Annotated in this window: 16 protein-coding genes; 9 read left to right on the forward strand and 7 right to left on the reverse strand. The window is 72.2% G+C overall.

The annotated features are described in order from the left end of the window. Positions 1 to 5: 5 nt before the first annotated feature. Positions 6 to 848, forward strand: a complete 843-nt coding sequence (locus PX701_RS14780; RefSeq protein WP_275506805.1) for a CPBP family glutamic-type intramembrane protease — start codon at positions 6 to 8, stop codon at positions 846 to 848. Between the two features lie 25 nt (positions 849 to 873). Here the strand turns inward: PX701_RS14780 and PX701_RS14785 are convergent, their stop codons facing one another. From PX701_RS14785 to PX701_RS14795, 3 genes are all read right to left on the reverse strand, one after another. Beyond that, a complete protein-coding gene (locus PX701_RS14785) occupies positions 874 to 1,323 on the reverse strand; it encodes a CHRD domain-containing protein (protein WP_275506726.1) in 450 nt (149 codons plus the stop codon). 94 nt (positions 1,324 to 1,417) lie between these two features. Then, the gene (locus PX701_RS14790; RefSeq protein WP_231431360.1) at positions 1,418 to 1,795 is read right to left on the reverse strand and encodes a DUF488 domain-containing protein; all 378 of its coding nucleotides are present in this window, start codon (positions 1,793 to 1,795) and stop codon (positions 1,418 to 1,420) included. Between the two features lie 91 nt (positions 1,796 to 1,886). Beyond that, complete coding sequence (locus tag PX701_RS14795; RefSeq protein WP_275506727.1) at positions 1,887 to 2,648, reverse strand: SDR family NAD(P)-dependent oxidoreductase; 762 nt, start codon at positions 2,646 to 2,648, stop codon at positions 1,887 to 1,889. 117 nt (positions 2,649 to 2,765) lie between these two features. Here PX701_RS14795 and PX701_RS14800 point away from each other — a divergent pair, with 117 nt between their 5' ends. Then, positions 2,766 to 3,452, forward strand: coding sequence for a TetR family transcriptional regulator (locus PX701_RS14800; RefSeq protein WP_275506728.1), 687 nt, complete (start codon positions 2,766 to 2,768; stop codon positions 3,450 to 3,452). 153 nt (positions 3,453 to 3,605) lie between these two features. Continuing rightward, complete coding sequence (rpsO, locus tag PX701_RS14805; protein ID WP_231431357.1) at positions 3,606 to 3,875, forward strand: 30S ribosomal protein S15; 270 nt, start codon at positions 3,606 to 3,608, stop codon at positions 3,873 to 3,875. Positions 3,876 to 4,010: 135 nt separating this feature from the next. On the opposite strand, the gene PX701_RS14810 is transcribed toward rpsO, so the two are convergent. After that, entirely contained in the window at positions 4,011 to 4,556 is a 546-nt protein-coding gene (locus tag PX701_RS14810) for a CGNR zinc finger domain-containing protein (protein ID WP_231431356.1), read from the reverse strand. Positions 4,557 to 4,671: 115 nt separating this feature from the next. On the opposite strand from PX701_RS14810, the gene PX701_RS14815 reads away from it, so the two are divergent. The 3 genes from PX701_RS14815 to PX701_RS14825 are packed head-to-tail and all read left to right on the forward strand — an operon-like array spanning position 4,672 to position 7,285. After that, positions 4,672 to 5,724 carry an EamA family transporter gene (locus PX701_RS14815; RefSeq protein ID WP_231431355.1) on the forward strand — a complete coding sequence of 351 codons (1,053 nt, stop codon included), beginning with the start codon at positions 4,672 to 4,674 and terminating at the stop codon, positions 5,722 to 5,724. 9 nt (positions 5,725 to 5,733) lie between these two features. After that, positions 5,734 to 6,621 (forward strand): LLM class flavin-dependent oxidoreductase, encoded by an 888-nt coding sequence (locus PX701_RS14820; protein ID WP_275506729.1) that lies wholly within the window; start codon positions 5,734 to 5,736, stop codon positions 6,619 to 6,621. A 37-nt stretch (positions 6,622 to 6,658) separates the two neighbouring features. Continuing rightward, positions 6,659 to 7,285, forward strand: a complete 627-nt coding sequence (locus tag PX701_RS14825) for a hypothetical protein (protein WP_275506730.1) — start codon at positions 6,659 to 6,661, stop codon at positions 7,283 to 7,285. 15 nt (positions 7,286 to 7,300) lie between these two features. On the opposite strand, the gene trxA is transcribed toward PX701_RS14825, so the two are convergent. Beyond that, positions 7,301 to 7,690, reverse strand: a complete 390-nt coding sequence (gene trxA / locus PX701_RS14830) for a thioredoxin (RefSeq protein WP_231431352.1) — start codon at positions 7,688 to 7,690, stop codon at positions 7,301 to 7,303. 49 nt (positions 7,691 to 7,739) lie between these two features. Between trxA and PX701_RS14835 the strand changes: the two genes are divergently transcribed. Further along, positions 7,740 to 8,648 carry an alpha/beta fold hydrolase gene (locus PX701_RS14835; RefSeq protein ID WP_374201167.1) on the forward strand — a complete coding sequence of 303 codons (909 nt, stop codon included), beginning with the start codon at positions 7,740 to 7,742 and terminating at the stop codon, positions 8,646 to 8,648. A 50-nt stretch (positions 8,649 to 8,698) separates the two neighbouring features. Here PX701_RS14835 and PX701_RS14840 read toward each other — a convergent pair whose 3' ends face one another. After that, entirely contained in the window at positions 8,699 to 9,505 is an 807-nt protein-coding gene (locus tag PX701_RS14840; protein ID WP_231431350.1) for a glycosyltransferase family 2 protein, read from the reverse strand. A gap of 128 nt (positions 9,506 to 9,633) precedes the next feature. On the opposite strand from PX701_RS14840, the gene PX701_RS14845 reads away from it, so the two are divergent. After that, positions 9,634 to 10,863, forward strand: a complete 1,230-nt coding sequence (locus tag PX701_RS14845) for an LLM class flavin-dependent oxidoreductase (RefSeq protein ID WP_275506731.1) — start codon at positions 9,634 to 9,636, stop codon at positions 10,861 to 10,863. Next, the gene (locus PX701_RS14850; protein ID WP_231431348.1) at positions 10,860 to 11,492 is read left to right on the forward strand and encodes an FMN reductase; all 633 of its coding nucleotides are present in this window, start codon (positions 10,860 to 10,862) and stop codon (positions 11,490 to 11,492) included. The genes PX701_RS14845 and PX701_RS14850 overlap by 4 nt, the downstream gene beginning before the upstream one ends. Here PX701_RS14850 and PX701_RS14855 read toward each other — a convergent pair. Continuing rightward, positions 11,467 to 15,498, reverse strand: coding sequence for a DUF3376 domain-containing protein (locus PX701_RS14855; protein ID WP_275506732.1), 4,032 nt, complete (start codon positions 15,496 to 15,498; stop codon positions 11,467 to 11,469). The genes PX701_RS14850 and PX701_RS14855 overlap by 26 nt on opposite strands. Between the last annotated feature and the right edge of the window lie 150 nt (positions 15,499 to 15,648).

A 15,648-nucleotide genomic window follows, 5' to 3' on the forward strand; every position in this document is an offset into this window, starting at 1 on the left:
CGAAGATCGACCTTGCCGACACCGCCGACGCGGCGGCGTTGCGCGCGCACCCGATCGCGCTCGTGCCCGCGGTCCTGGTGTGCGGCGCCGCCGTGCTGCTGTTCGGGTTCATGGCGCCGATCGCGGGCTACGCGATGATCGCGGTCGGGCTCCTCGCCGCGTGGCTCTGCGACCGTTCGGGGCGCACCGAGCGGCTGCTCGCCGACCTCGCGCTCATCGCGATCGGGCTCGTGATCATCTCGACCATGTCGCTGAAGGCCGACCTCAGCGATGCGGGCATGGTCCGATTCGCGCTCGTGCTGGGCCTCGCGGTCGCGGTGCCGTTCCTCGTCTCGCGCTTCGTCTACCGCGAACGGGTGATCCGCTTCCCCTGGCGCACGGGCCGCCGGTGGACGCGCACGCAGTGGGCCTACCTCGCGGGCGTCACGCTCGCCGGCTGGCTCGTGCTGCCGGCCTACTTCATCGGGTCAGGGGTCTACGAGAACTGGCCGGCGGTCGACGGTGCGAACGAGATCGGTCGGCTCGCGGTCGGGGTGACCGCGGTCGGCACGTGGGACGAGCTGTTCTTCATCTGCACGGTCTTCGCGCTGCTCCTGCGGCACTTCCCGGCCTGGCAGGCGAACCTCCTGCAGGCGACGGTCTTCGTCTCGTTCCTGTGGGAGCTCGGCTACCAGAGCTGGGGGCCGCTGCTCACGATCCCGTTCGCACTCGTGCAGGGCTACACGTTCAAGCTGACGAAGTCGCTGACCTACGTGCTGGTGGTGCACCTGCTGTTCGACCTCGTCGTGTTCCTCGTGCTCGTCTACGCGCACACGGGTGCTCCGGCGATCTTCCCGTTCGTGCCCTGACCGCCGTCGCGACGCGCCGTGAGCGCTACTTCAGCTGCCCGCGCACCTCACCGCCGGGATACGTCGGCGTGTGCACGTTGACGTAGTACGCGCGCGGGTTCTCGGCGATGGCGTCGAGCACGGCCGCGTCGGCGTCGGCGCAGTCCTCGACGGTGAAGGCCGTGGCGTTCGGCACCGAGAGCGGCACGACGACGCCGCCGGCGACGCCGCGCGGGGCGAGGTGGATGTGCGCGGCCACGGCGCCGGCGGTGAGCCCCTCGACCTCGAGGGTGTAGCAGAACTCGCCGTCGGCGATCTCGTAGGCGATGAAGCCGTGCCCGCCGCCGGTGGCGCCGGTCGTCTCCTGCTCGTTGTTCAGCGGAATGGCCGGTGTGCCCGGTGGCCTGGCCTGCGCGGCGGCCGCCGTGGTGAGCGTGAGTGCGGCGGCGGCCGCGAGGGCGAGGACGGCGGTGCGGGTCCGATGCTGCGCAATCATGATGAATGCTCGCTTCCTTCGGGTCACGACGCACGCTACGCTGCGCGGCGGTTCGCCTCAACCCCGCCGCGGTTCGCCTGCCGCGCGCGACGCGTCAGTTCCGCTCGACGACGGCTCCGTGGCCGGCGAGCCAGTCGAGCAGCACCTCGGCGTGGTTGACCTGCGTGTCGCGTGCGCCGTAGAGCAGCGTCACGCGATCATGCTCGCGCCCAAGCTCGAGCAGTGCGTCGGCTGCGGCGTTCTCGTCGAGTTCGGCGCGGTAGCGCGACGCGAAGTGCTCGAAGTCGCCCAGTCGGTCGGCGGCGTGGTGCCACTCGGTGCGCAGCTCGGGGGAGGGGGCGACCGCCTTGTCCCACAGGTCGAGCTCGGCGCGCTCCTTGCTCACGCCTCGCGGCCACAGCCGGTCGACGAGCACCCGGTAGCCGTCGCCCGCTTCGGCGGGCTCGTACACGCGCTTGATCACGAAGGCCATGCGCCCAGTCTCGCCGCGCGCGCTCGCCGAAGCAACGGATGCCTCGTGCCGCGGGTCGCGGCACGAGGCATCCGTCTCGTCGGATGGGCGATCAGATCGCCGACCAGCCGCCGTCCGAGGCGAGCACGACGCCCGACACGTTCGCCGAGTCGTCCGACAGCAGCCAGGTGATCGCGGCGGCGAGCTGCTCGGGCTCGGCCGGCACGAGCGCGAGCGCGCCGAGCACCGGGCCCAGCACGCGGCCCGCGTGCTCCGACTTGAAGGGCGCCTCGATGTTCGTCTTCACGCCGCCGGGCGCGACCGCGTTCACGCGGATGCCCGATCCCGAGTACATGACCGAGGTGTTCTTCGTGAAGCCCACGACGGCGTGCTTCGAGGTCGTGTACGCGGCACCGGCCGAGGCGCCGCGCAGGCCCGCCTCGCTCGTGACGTTGACGATCGAGCCCGTGCCCTGCTCGACCATCTTGGGCAGCACCGCGCGGGTGAGCCGCATGACGGCGGTGACGTTGACGTTCATGACCCGCTCCCAGGTGGCGTCGTCGACCTCGGCGGCCGGCAGGAAGGCGTCCATGATGCCGGCGACGTTCGCGAGCACGTCGACCCGGTCGCCGGCGGCGGCGACGAGCGCCTGCACGTTCTCCTCGACGGTGATGTCGCCCGCGACGGCGACGATGTCGAGCGAGGGGTGCTCGGCGACGAGTGCGTCGAGGCGCTCCTTCGAGACGTCGGCCGCGATCACGCGCGCGCCCTCGGAGGCGAGTCGCACGGTGGTCGCGAGGCCGATGCCGGACCCGGCGCCGGTCACGATCGCGACCTTGCCGTCGAAGCGTCCGGGGGTGATGGCGGTGTTCATTGCTGCTCCTCAGCGGTGAGTGCGGCGTCGTGGGATGCGCGGCGTCGCGGTGGGTTCGCCGGTCGGGTTCGCGACCGGTCCACCTTTTATAACACTGAGTGTCATAAAATGTTCCCCATGCGACCCCGGGCACGCGAGAATGGCGGTGTGACGATGGATGCCTCCCCGAACGCCCGCCCGACCGGCGACGGGTCCTCGCGTGCGGCCCGCGGGCGCCCGATCGAGGTCGACGCCGATGCGCTCGCGTCGATCGCCCTCGCCCTCTTCGCGGAGCGCGGGTTCGACGAGGTCACGATGGCCGACGTCGCCGACGCCGCCGGGGTGAGCCGCCGTACGCTCTTCCGGTACTTCCCGTCGAAGCCCGACCTCGTCTGGGGCGGCTTCGACGAGGCCCTGGCGCGGTTCGAGTCGGCGATCGCGCCGGCGGCCGACCGGTCCCCGGCCGCCGGCGGCGGCGGCGGCGCGTCGGAGGCGGGCGGACGTGCGTCCATCGCCGCCCTCCATCGCGCCTACGTCGCCATGGCCGAGTTCCCGCCCGAGCTCATCGAGGTGACGCGGCAGCGCCTGCGCATCATCGATGCGTACCCCGCGGTGCTCGCCCACGGGCTGGCGAAGTTCGGCGCCGTGCACGAACTCCTCGAGCCGTACCTGGGCGACCCGGCGTCGCTTCGGGCGCACCTGCTCGCCGACCTCTACGTCACGACGGGCTTCAGTGCGATGCGCTGGTGGGCGCGCAGCGGCGACGGCACTCCGGCCGAGGCGGTCGACGCGGCGCTCACCCTGCTCGAGCGGCCGTTCGACTGAACTTCGGACGCGCTCCGCGTCGTGCTGGGTGGTCGGCCCCGAGGCATCCGCTCTGCTAGAGTATTGAGGTTGCCGTGAAACCGGCCGCGCATCAAGAGAGCCCAGGCATCCCGCCCCGGGCAGCGCGCAACGAGAAGAAAGGGGATCCCATCTATGGCACTCGAAGCAGACGTCAAGAAGGCGATCATCGAAGAGTACGCGACGCACCCCGGTGACACTGGATCCCCCGAGGTCCAGATCGCGCTGCTCACCAAGCGCATCAAGGACCTCACCGAGCACCTGAAGGAGCACAAGCACGACCACCACTCGCGTCGTGGCCTGCTGCTCCTCGTCGGTCAGCGCCGTCGTCTTCTCGGCTACCTCGCCGATGTCGACATCGCGCGCTACCGCTCGCTCATCGAGCGTCTCGGGCTGCGCCGCTAAGCACGGCAGTCCGCGCGGCTCTCGACGACACCGCGAACTTCTTGCGAAGGCCCCCGCCGAATCGGCGGGGGCCTTCGTCATGTCGGGATGCCTCGTGGTGATGCCGCAGATCCGACGGCCGGCTCGGCTCGCCGTTCAGGCGCTGCGCGCCCGGTGCGCCCTCGCCGCCATCCGGTTGCCGCAGCGCGTGCTGCAGTAGCGCCGCGAGGCGTTCTTCGAGAGGTCGGCGAAGATGCCGGTGCAGTCGTCGGCGGCGCACTCGCGGAGCCGGGCGGTCTCGTCGGCGCGCACGACGTCGACGAGCGCCATCGCCGCCTCGACGAGCATGCGCTCGGCGAGCGGCGCGTCGGGCGAGGTGGCGTGGATGTGCCAGTCGGAGCCGTCGTGGCGCACGAGGCGGGGGAGGGCGCGCGCCTCCTCGAGGATCGCGTTCACCTCGTCGACGACCTCGTCGCGCGGCCGGCCCCAGAGTGCGCGCAGCCGCTCGCGAGCCTCGCGCACCTCGTCGAGTTCGCGGGTGTCGCCGTCGTGCCGGCCCGAGTACTGCCACGCCGCGATGAGGGCGGTGAGCCGGGCCGTCGTCGCGAGCTCGTCGTCGCCCGACTCCGACGCGCCGGGCACGGTGTCGGCGAGGGCCGCCATGAACTCGAGCGCTGCGACGGTGTCATCGGTGAAAATCATTTGACTCCTGACCTGGGTGAGGGGTACTGTCACGAGCATAACGGTCTTCACTCATGACGCGGCAGCCTTTGCGGCGACACGCAGGGTGGCGGCGACGATCGGGCTGGGAGGCGACATGACGTCACGACGACGCGGGGTGCTCGGCATCGCGCTCGGACTCGCGGCAGGGCTCTCGTTCGGCATCGGCGGCGTGTTCGTGAAACCGTTGCTCGAAGCCGGCTGGTCGCCCGGCGCGGCGGTGCTCGCGCGCATCTCCATCGCCGCGCTCCTGCTCGCCGTCCCGGGCCTCATCGCGCTCCGCGGGGACTTGCGGCCGCTGTGGCGCGCCAAGTGGACCGTGCTCCTCTACGGGCTCGTGGCCGTCGCCGGCGTGCAGTTCTTCTTCTACGCCTCGCTCGAGCGCATCCCGGTGTCGATGACGCTGCTCATCGAGTACCTCGCCCCGATCGCGCTCGTCCTGTTCGCATGGCTGCGCACGCGGCGTACGCCGCAGCGGGTCGTGCTGGCCGGCTCGGTGCTCGCGCTCGCGGGCCTCGTGCTCGTGATCGGCCCAGGGGGCGGCGGCCTCGACCCGCTCGGGCTCGCCTTCGCCGCGCTCGCGATGATCGGCGTCTGCGTCTACTACGCGATCGGCGAGACGGCGGCCGACCAGCTGCCGCCCGTCGCGCTCATCGCCGCCGGCTTCGTCGTCGGCGCCGTCGCCCTCGCGGTCGCCGGCCTGACCGGACTGCTCCCGATGCAGGCGACGACCGCCGATGTCGCGTTCCTCGGCGCGCAGGCACCGTGGTTCGTCCCGCTCATCGCGGTCGGTCTCGTCTCGACGGCGTTCGCCTACACCGCCGGCATCGCCTCGATCGGCATGCTGGGCTCGCGGCTCGCCTCCTTCCTCGGGCTCTCCGAGGTCGTGTTCGCCGCGATCGCCGGCTGGATCCTGCTCGGCGAGGCCCTCGGTCCGCTGCAGATCCTCGGTGGGGTGCTCATCCTCGGCGGCATCGTGTGCGTCAAGCTCGAGCGGCCGGAGGCACGGGGAGTCCCGGCGGTCGAGCTCGGGGCCGAGCCGGTGCCGGTGACGGCCTCCCTGCCGGTCGTCGAAGGCCGGCGCGCAGCGCCGCCCGCTGCCGACGGGCGCGCGAGCGACCCCGCCCCGCACCCGCATCGAGCGGCCTAGGCTGGCGCCATGCGATTCGGCATCGTCATCCTGCCCCAGTTCGACTGGCCCGACGCCGCCCGGTACTGGCGCGCGGCCGAGTCCTACGGATTCGACCACGCCTGGACCTACGACCACCTCGCGTGGCGCAGTCTCGCGGGCCAACGATGGCATGCCACCGTTCCCACCCTCACCGCCGCGGCGATGGTCACCGAGCGCATCGGCCTCGGCACGTTCGTCTCGCATCCGAACTACCGCCACCCGGTCACCCTCGCGAAGGACATCGCGACCATCGACCAGATCGCGGGCGGCCGCGTGCTGCTCGGCGTCGGCTCGGGCGGCACCGGATTCGACGCCCATGTGCTCGGACAGCCCCAGCTCACGCCCCGCGAGCGCGCCGACCGGTTCGAGGAGTTCGTGCACGGCCTCGACCGCCTGCTCCGGTTCGAGGAGCCCGGCAGCGAGGGCATCTCGTTCGCGGGGGAGTGGTTCACGGCCGACGGCGCCCGCATGGTCGGGGAACCGGCCCAGCGACCGCGCATGCCGCTGCACCTCGCCGCGAACGGCCCGCGCGGGCTCGCGCTCGCAGCCGCCGTCGCCGACGGCTGGATCACCACGGGCGGCGACGACGACGGCACGGATGCCTGGTGGCAGGGCGTCGCCCGCCTCGTCGAGCGGCTCGATGCGGCGTGCGACGCGGCCGGGCGGGCGCGCGCGTCGATCGCGCGCACGCTCTCGCTCGACTCGGAGGCGCGGCTGAGCCTCGCGAGCGTCGGTGCCTTCGAAGAGGCGGTCGGGCGCGCCCGCGAACTCGGCTTCACCGACGTCGTCGCGCACTGGCCGCGGCCCGACGGCATCTACGCGGGTGACGAGCGGGTGCTCGACGAGGTCGCGGGCCGGCTCGACGCACTCCGCTGAACCCGGCTCCGAGGCATCCCGCGATAGCCTGTAGGGCGTGTCTGCGCCCCGCCGGAAGCCCCTGCTCGCCTGGGAGCCGCTGCCGTACCTCGTCGTCGTCGTGCTGCTCATCGCCACGAGCGCCATCCGCCCCGAGTCGCCGCCATGGCTGTTCTGGCCCTTCACGATCGCCCTCGTGGCCGCGATCGGCTGGGTCGTCGCCGGGCTCGTGCGTCGCCGCTCGACCAACCCCGACCAGTGGGGCGACCTCGCGACCCTCGACGGGCTCGAACTCGTCGACGCACCGCACCTCGAACGCGAGGTGCGCGCGGTCGCACCGGTGGCCGATGTCCGCAGGCACCAGCCCGCGATCGAGCTCGCGCGACTGCACGGCGGGCCCGACCAGCCGGCGGTCCTCGTGCCGCGGGCGAATCGATGGCTGTCGCGGCGGTACCGCATCGGCGTCCAGCTCGTCGGCGGCGACCGGCCCCGCCACGCCGGATTCCTCGGCGAGGCGATCGACGAGCACTGGCGCGATCGGCTCGACGCGCTCGCCCGTCGCGGCGGCTACGTGCGGGTGCCGGCCCGCATCACCGGCGCCGCACGCCCGTTCGGCGTCGAGCTCGACCTGTCAGGGCTCGAACACGCGGTGCCCGCGACGACGAGCACGCCGGAGGCGGGCTGAGCCGCCGATCGGACGTCAGACGCCGTCGGTACCCGTCGCCCGGCCGTCCTCCTCGGAGTCGAGCTGGGCGCGCACCTGGTCCATGTCGAGCGCGCGCACCTGCGAGACGAGCTCGTCGAGCATCGGGCGGGGCAGCGCGCCCGCCTGGGCGAACACGCCGATGCCGTCCTTGAAGGCCATGATCGTGGGGATCGACGTGATGTTCATCGCCGCGGCGAGCTGCTGCTGGTCTTCGGTGTCGACCTTCGCGAACACGAGGTCGGGATTCGCCTCGGCGGCCGCCTCGTAGTTGGGCGCGAACTGACGGCACGGGCCGCACCACGCCGCCCAGAAGTCGACGAAGACGGTGCCGCCTTCGAGGATGGTCTTCTCGAAGGTGTCCAGGGTGAGCGCCACGGTAGCCATCGTTCCAGCCTAGGCGACGAGTCTGAGCGGGCGCCGAGCCACTATCGTGATGGTCGTGGCGGCGATCGACGAGGCGAGGGTGCTCGACGAGGCGCTGCCCGACATCGACTGGCACGTGCTCCCGCCCGGCACCGAGCGCACCGACTTCGCCGGGCCGAGCGGCCGGCTCGCCCGCATCGCGCTGGGTCCGCCTGACGGCCGCCGCGTCGTGCTCGTGCCGGGGGCGACGGGGTCGAAGGAGGACTTCGTCCTCATGATGCCGCTGCTCGCAGCGGCGGGCTACCGGGTCGAGTCCTACGACCTGGCCGGCCAGTACCAGTCGTTCGAGGCCGGCCCGTGGAACGTCGACCCGCCGCGCGCCCGCTACGATCAGCGCCTCTTCCTCGACGACCTGATCGCGGTCCTCGACGACGGGGCGGGCTCGGCGCACGTGCTCGGGTACAGCTTCGCGGGCACGCTCGCGGGCCTCGCCCTGCTCGAGCGACCCGACCGGTTCGCGAGCCTGACGCTCCTGAGCTCGCCGCCCGAACCCGGACAGGCGTTCCGCGGCGTGAAGCGGATCGGCGCGCTGAGCGGGTTCACGACGCCGCGGCAGGGCGCCGCGCTCATGCTCTGGGGCATCCGCAACAACCTCAACAGGGTGCCGCCCGGCCGGCTCGCCTTCGTGCGCGAGCGGTTCGCGCTCACTCGCCGTGACAGCGTCGACGACATCATCGGCCTCATGATGGCGACCCCCGACGTGCGTGCCGAACTCGCCGCGACGCCCGTGCCGAAGCTCGTCGCGGTCGGCGAGCACGACCTGTGGCCGCGCGAGCTGCACGAGCGGTCGGCCCGTGAGCTCGGCGCCCGGTTCGCCGCCTACCCGACGGGCCACAGCCCCTGCGAGACCGCGCCGCACCAGCTCGTGCGCGACATGCTCGCACTGTTCGACGCGAGCGGGCCGGTCGACGGCCGGTGAACGGGATGCCTCGTGCGGGGCGCGTCGAGGCATCCTCGCGCCGCCCGTGGTCAGGCCGGCAGGGCCTCGTCGCCGTCGGTGTCGCGGTCGACGGCCGTCTCGCGCAGCCCGGGGGCCTCCCAGACCCAGGCGGGAGCCCGGCGTCGCTCGGCACGGCGCGTGAGCGGCGGCCACTCGCGGGACTCGACCGACATCGTGTGGAACGCCATGCGGACCCGGCGCCAGAGCCCCGCCGCGCTGTCGAACGGGCGCGCGGACACCTCGACCGCGAGCCCGCGGTCGCGCACGACCGTCATGCCGGGCTGCATCCACCACGCGAGATCGAGGTCGTCGTGCACGTCGGCGCGGTCGCGGTGCACGAGGTGCCGGAGGCGCCGCCACGCGTCGGCTCGCATGGCGTAGTTGGAACCGAAGATGGGCGGGTGGCCGAGGAGCGCGCCGATCACGGTGAAGTAGCCGCCGATGTAGATGTTGCGCGCGATCCAGCGCACGAGCGCGGTGCGTCCGTAGAACGTGCCGCCGTTCGTGACGACGGTCGGCCGGTCGCGCGCCGACATGCGCCGCTCGATCTCCGCGAGCCAGTCGGGTGCGGGCACCGAGTCGGCGTCGAGGCGGGCCAGGATCTCGCCACGGGCGGCGTCGAATCCGGTCGCCGTCGCCGGCCAGATGCCGCGGTGCGGCTCGACGAGCACCCGTGCGCCGGCAGCGCGCGCGACGGCCGCCGTGTCGTCGGTCGAGCCGTTGTCGACGACGATCACCTCATCGGCGGCGCGGGTCTGGGCCGAGATCGCCCTCAGGCACGCGGCGAGGAACTCCGCATCGTCGAGACTCGGAATGACGACCGAAATCGTGCTCATCAGGCCGAGTGTATCGCCGCGCGAACGATCGGGCCGATCGGGAATACCGTGGCTATGACACCCGTTGGACCCGATGTATGCAAACGCATAGAATTGACGCATCACCAGATGAGCCCAGGAGCAGCATCATGCAGTTCGGTATCTTCACCGTCAGCGACATCACCCAGGACCCGACGACCGGTCGCACGCCGACCGAGGCCGAGCGCATCCAGGCCACGGTGACGATCGCCAAGCACGCCGAAGAGGTCGGCCTCGACGTCTTCGCGCTCGGCGAGCACCACAACCCGCCGTTCTGGTCGTCGTCGCCGACGACGACCCTCGCGTACATCGCCGGGCAGACCTCGACGCTTCAGCTGTCGACCGCGACGACGCTCATCACGACGAACGACCCGGTGAAGATCGCCGAGGACTACGCGATGCTCCAGCACGTCTCGGGCGGCCGCGCCGATCTCATGCTCGGCCGCGGCAACACCGGCCCCGTCTACCCGTGGTTCGGCAAGGACATCCGCCAGGGCCTGCCGCTCGCGGTCGAGAACTACGAACTGCTGCACCGCCTGTGGCGCGAGGACGTCGTCGACTGGTCGGGCAAGTTCCGCACCCCGCTGCAGGGCTTCACCTCGACGCCGCGCCCGCTCGACGGGGTGCCCCCCTTCGTCTGGCACGGTTCGATCCGCACCCCCGAGGTCGCCGAGCAGGCCGCGTTCTACGGCGACGGCTTCTTCGCCAACCACATCTTCTGGCCCGCGTCGCACACCCAGCGCATGATCGCGCTGTACCGCCAGCGCTACGAGCACCACGGTCACGGCACTGCCGCGCAGGCGATCGTCGGTCTCGGCGGGCAGGTGTTCATGCGCAAGAACTCGCAGGACGCGGTGCGCGACTTCCGTCCGTACTTCGACAACGCGCCGGTCTACGGGCACGGGCCGAGCCTCGAGGAGTTCACCCAGCAGACGCCCCTCACCGTCGGCAGCCCGCAGGAGGTCATCGACAAGACGCTCGGCTTCCGCGACTACGTCGGCGACTACCAGCGCCAGCTCTGGCTCATGGACCACGCGGGGCTGCCGCTCAAGACGGTGCTCGAGCAGCTCGACCTGCTCGGCGGCGAGGTCGTTCCGGTGCTGCGCGAGGAGTTCGCGAAGGACCGCCCGGCCGAGGTGCCGGATGCCCCGACGCACGCGTCGCTCGTGCGCGCGAAGTACGGCGACGAGGCGCCTCGCCAGGCGACGCCGAACGCCAACCGCGGTGACAACCTCACCGTCGGCTCGCCCTACCAGGACACCGATGTCGACGCGACGGCCGCGCGGCAGTCCGGGTCGGCCTTCGGGCCCGCCGCGACCCGTCAGGGGGTGGCGCGATGACCGCCAAGAAGATCGTCGTGGTCTCGGCCGGCCTGTCGACGCCGAGCTCGACCCGTCAGCTCGCCGACCGGCTCGCCGCCGACGCCGTGGCGGCGCTCGGCGAGCGCGGCGTCGAGGCCGAGGTGCGCACGTTCGAGTTGCGCGAGCTGGCCCACGACATCACGAACCACCTGCTGCTCGGGTTCGCACCGCCGAAGCTCGAGGAGGCGCTCGACGCGGTCGCGTCGGCCGACGGCCTCATCGCCGTCACGCCGATCTTCACCACGAGCTACGCCGGGCTCTTCAAGTCGTTCATCGACGTGATCGACCCGCAGGCGCTCACCGACCTGCCCGTGCTGATCGGTGCGACCGGCGGCACGCCGCGGCACTCGCTCGCGATCGACTACGCGATCCGCCCCCTGTTCACCTACCTGCACGCGGTGCCGGTGACGACCGGCGTCTTCGCGGCGACGAGCGATTGGGGCGGCTCCGACGGCGACGGCGTGCGTTCCCTGCCCGACCGCATCTTCCGCGGGGCGGAGGAGTTCGCAGATCTCGTCGAGCGCACCGACCGCTCGCAGCTCGTGAACGATCCCTTCCAGCTCGACCGGCCGTTCGGTCACCTCATCGGCGGACTGGCGGGGGAGTAGCGGTCTCCTCCTGAACCCCGACCGGCTCCGCGTGCTCGCGAGGCCGGTCGGGCGCCGTGGCCGGGCGCGGCCGACGCGATCCGTGGTCGCGGCGTTCGACCCGGCGCTCGCCGTCGGCGTCGTGCGGACGATCCACGAGCGAGCCCGGCGTCAGGTCGTAGACGCCGTCGTGCGGCTTCGCCGCCGGCCCGGTCTCGATGCCGCGGAACCAGGGCGCCCACCAGAGCACCGTCCCGGCGACCCACGCGGAGACGAGGAACGCGATGGCGGTCTGGAGCGCCTCGAGGCCGGCCGCCGCCTCGACCTCGGGGCGGAGCGCGCCGTCGACCAACGCGTTCGTGCCCGTGTCGACGTCGAGTGCGTCGAACTGCGAGATCGATTCGAAGATCCATCCGGTCAGCGCCACGGCGAGCGCGGTGAGCACGCCGGCCACGAGCACGACCGCGATCAGCTGTCGCCACCGCATCGCCTGCGCGAACAGGGTGGCGGCGAGCGCCGCCGCGACGACGGCGGCCGCCGTCGCCCCCGGGAGCATGCCGGACCACGGTGCATCGAGGCTCGTCGCCATGCTGCTGAGGACCACGGCGAGCTGGGCGGTCACGGCCACGGCGGCCGCACTGAGCACCACGGCGACGACCCAGCGCCAGGGCCGTGAGGGGCGGGCCGAGGGAACCGTGCGGAGGCGCCTGCCTGCGATCTCGGCCACCGCGACTGCGGCAAGGAGCGTCACCCAGAACGGGACGCCCCACAGCGGGTAGTAGAGGCAGGCGAGCACGAAGAGGCCGATGAAGCCGAAGGCGAGCACGACGAGCGCTGCCCGCACCGGCCGAGACCGCCGTTCGGCATGGTGGATCACCGCGAACTGACGCGAGTCCGCGTTCGTCACATCGGCGACGATGCGGGCGTGCGCCCGGTGCGCCCGGGCGCTCGAGACGAGCCGCAGCACGACGAACGCGACGAGCGCCGCCGTGACGACGGCGATGAACGCGCCGCTGTCGCCGATGGTCGCGGAGGGCTCGAGCGTGCTGTCGAGCTGCGGCCAGGTGAGCAGCACGCCGCAGGCGATGATCACCGATGCGAGGACGAGTCGCGGTGGAGACAGCAGCGTCGGGACGAGGACGAGCAGTGGTCGAAGCAGCCAGTGCATCAACCGCGTCGGCGAACCGCCGCCGCTTCCGCGCACCATCGCGGCCGAGACCGTCCGAACCGTTCGCGAGGCCAGAGCGAGCCGATAGCCCGAGCCGAGCGCCTCGATGTCCTGGGCGCCGCGCACGAACTGCCCGCGGATGCCGTCGGGCTCGCCCGACGACACCGCATCGGCGTAGGGGCGCGCGCCGGCATCGCGATCGAGTTGCCGGAGGAGAGCGTCCTGTACGCGCTCGACGGCGTCGTCGACGTCGAGCGCGCCGCGCGGAGGGTCGGCGGCCGGCCGGTCGGGGCCCTGGTCGGTCGCATCCGTGCCGTCGGGCGCCGGCGCGGCCTCCATGCTGTCGAGCAGCCGGACGAGCCCGGCCGCGGCGTCGAGGCGGCCCCACCACCAGTCGTTGCGACGCCACGCACGGCTCATGAACCCCGCGAAGGCGGCGATCCGGAGGCCCGCCAGCTTCGAGGTCGAGCGGAGTGCGCCGTCATCGAGCAGTCGCGCGACGGTCTCGCGATCGAGCTGAGAGGGGTCCTTCGCGAGAACCGCACGGTACCCCTCCAGGATCTGTGCGTCGAGCAGCGTGCGGAAGTGACCGACCCTGGCGGGCTGCGTGTCCGAGCCGATCGTGTGGAAGCGGATCGTGGAATCGGGCAGCGGAATGCCGCTGCCGCCGAAGATCAGCGGGAGTTCGCGCGCGAGCACGATGCGCTCGCCGGGCGCGGGGAAGCGGTGCCACGGCGAGTCCGACCACCGGGTGGACCGATCGCTCGCGAGTTCCACCCCGGCATGCTGCAGCCAGCCGACGATGCGGTCGAGCTCCGCCCACAGTGCGTCGCGGCCGCGCGGGGATGCCGCATTGCCGGCGAGCCACGCGACGGCGAGGTCGCGGGCACGTTCGGGAGTGAGTGAATGCTCCTGGCGCGACATCCCGTCGACCTCGTCGACGACCCCGGAGACCGCTGCGTCGCGGTAGTCGCGCGCGCGCCGGAGGGTGGCGTAGAGCGCCTCCCGAACGGCCTGGCGAGTGCGGTCGGCGGTGCCCGGACGGTCGCCGAGCACGGCGTCGAGCTCGGCGAGCCCGATCGAGCGGAACGCGTGGTCCTCGATGGCCCTCACCCACGCGAGGCACGCGAACGCGGCGTCGACGAGCGCCTGCGCGCCCTTCGAGATCGCGTCGGGCGGCACGCCGTCGATGCCGTCGGCGACGAACTCGCCGATGACGGAGCGGAGCACCGGGGCGAACCGGCCGATGTCGAGGCGGTCGAGCGCGCGGTGCGGCGGACGTTCGAGGAGGTCGGTGCCCAGTGCCCACTCGCCGGGGCGGGTCAGCACGTCGCGGAGGAGCTCGAGATCGGTCGCCGAGCGCATGCTCGCGTACGCGAGCTCGTCCGGTGTCGCTGCGCCGTCGGAGCCGGTCGCGGGGCGGGTGTCGAGTCGAACGGCCAGCAGTGCGCCACGACCCTTCGCGACGATCTGCGAGGTGCGTGCAGCATCGACGCCGTCGATCTCGTCTTCGCCGTTCTCACCGCTCGCGCGCTTCCGCACCGCCGCGAGGATGGGTGAGAGGAACCTGGAGAGCGGATCCTGCCGCTCGGTGCGGGGATCGGGCGGGAGCTCGGGAACGGGTCCCTCGTACCGATTGGCTCGGATGAGCCAGTGCGACGTCTCCTTCGGCGATGGGTCGAGGTAGACGAGCACCCGGTTCACGTGCTCGTTCGCCGGGATGTTGCGCACCGCCCGCAGCGCCCGGTCGATCGGGATGTTGTCGAGCACGCCGCCGTCGACGACGCGGAAGGGATGGTGCGCGCCGTCGACGCGATGCGCACTGAACACGTTGCGCATGTCGGGCGGGTTCGTCACGACGTCGGGTGCGGCCAGGGCGTCGTCGCTCGAGTAGATGAGCGCGGGCTCGAAGGCGCCGGGGAACGACGAGGTCGTGCGCGCCGCGTACGCGATCCGTCGTACGTCGCGGTCGAATCGGACGTTGCGGGGATCGTTGAGCCGGTCGACCCTCGGGACGGCCCGGTCGGGTACCGGGTCCCCGTCGGTGCCGACGAAGCGGAAGTGCGCGTGGCCTTCGGCCGCACTGCGCTCGCTCGTGTCACGGCCGTCGATCAGCGTCGCCGACAGGTCGACGACGACGTGCGGTGCGATGAGCGCTCGCCGGCCGGATGTCGGGATCTCGCCGTCGGCGGGGCGGCCGATGTCGGTGAGTTCCTTCGTGAGCTCGCTCCAGAAGTACTCGTCGCCGCGGAACACGGAGTCGAACGCCGCCGGCTTGCCGGGTTGCAGCAGGCTCCACGCCGACCCGGCGCGCAGCCAGACCGGCAGGAGGCCGTTGACGTCGACCCCGGCGCGCTGGGCGACCGCGTACATGACGGCGTTGAGGCCCCCGGCGCTCGCGCCCGCGAGCACGTCGAACTCGACGCGGTCGTATCCGCGCGAGTACAGGAGCCGGGCGTAGAGATCGGCCCGCTCGACGAGGCTTCGATCGGGAGCCGTGTCCGAGGGGTCGATGAGCAGCGCCTGCGCCGCCGGGTCGGACTCCGTTCGGTAGATGCGGATGTGCCGGAGGATGTCGAGCTCGGCGACGGCCCCGCCGATCCAGACGGCGAGGCTGACACCGCCCTTCATCGCGAGTGCGACGCGCAGGCCGCGCGAATGGAACGGCCGGGCGCCCTCGGGCAGGTACACGCGCGGGTTCGGGTCGGGCACCGAGGCCGGCCCGTGCCGGCCGGGTGCGGCGTCGGTGCCGGCCGGGTACGGGAAGTCGCCGTACTCGAGGTCGCCGTCGCGCCCGCGGGGCCGGGCAGGATCGAGCACGAGCTTCACGTAGTCGTGCGGCACCGTCGCATCGGACATCGCGGACTCCTTCGTCCCAGCCGCGGCCCGTCGACGGGCGGGCCGCGCACAGCGTAGGACGGCGTTCGCGGCGAGGCATCAGGGAAGGCACTGAAGACGCTGGTCGCGCCGTGATTCCTTTGGAATCCCACGAAGCAAGGTGAGAGATTC

The organism is Agromyces chromiiresistens, from assembly GCF_029167465.1.
Lineage (GTDB): Bacteria > Actinomycetota > Actinomycetes > Actinomycetales > Microbacteriaceae > Agromyces > Agromyces chromiiresistens.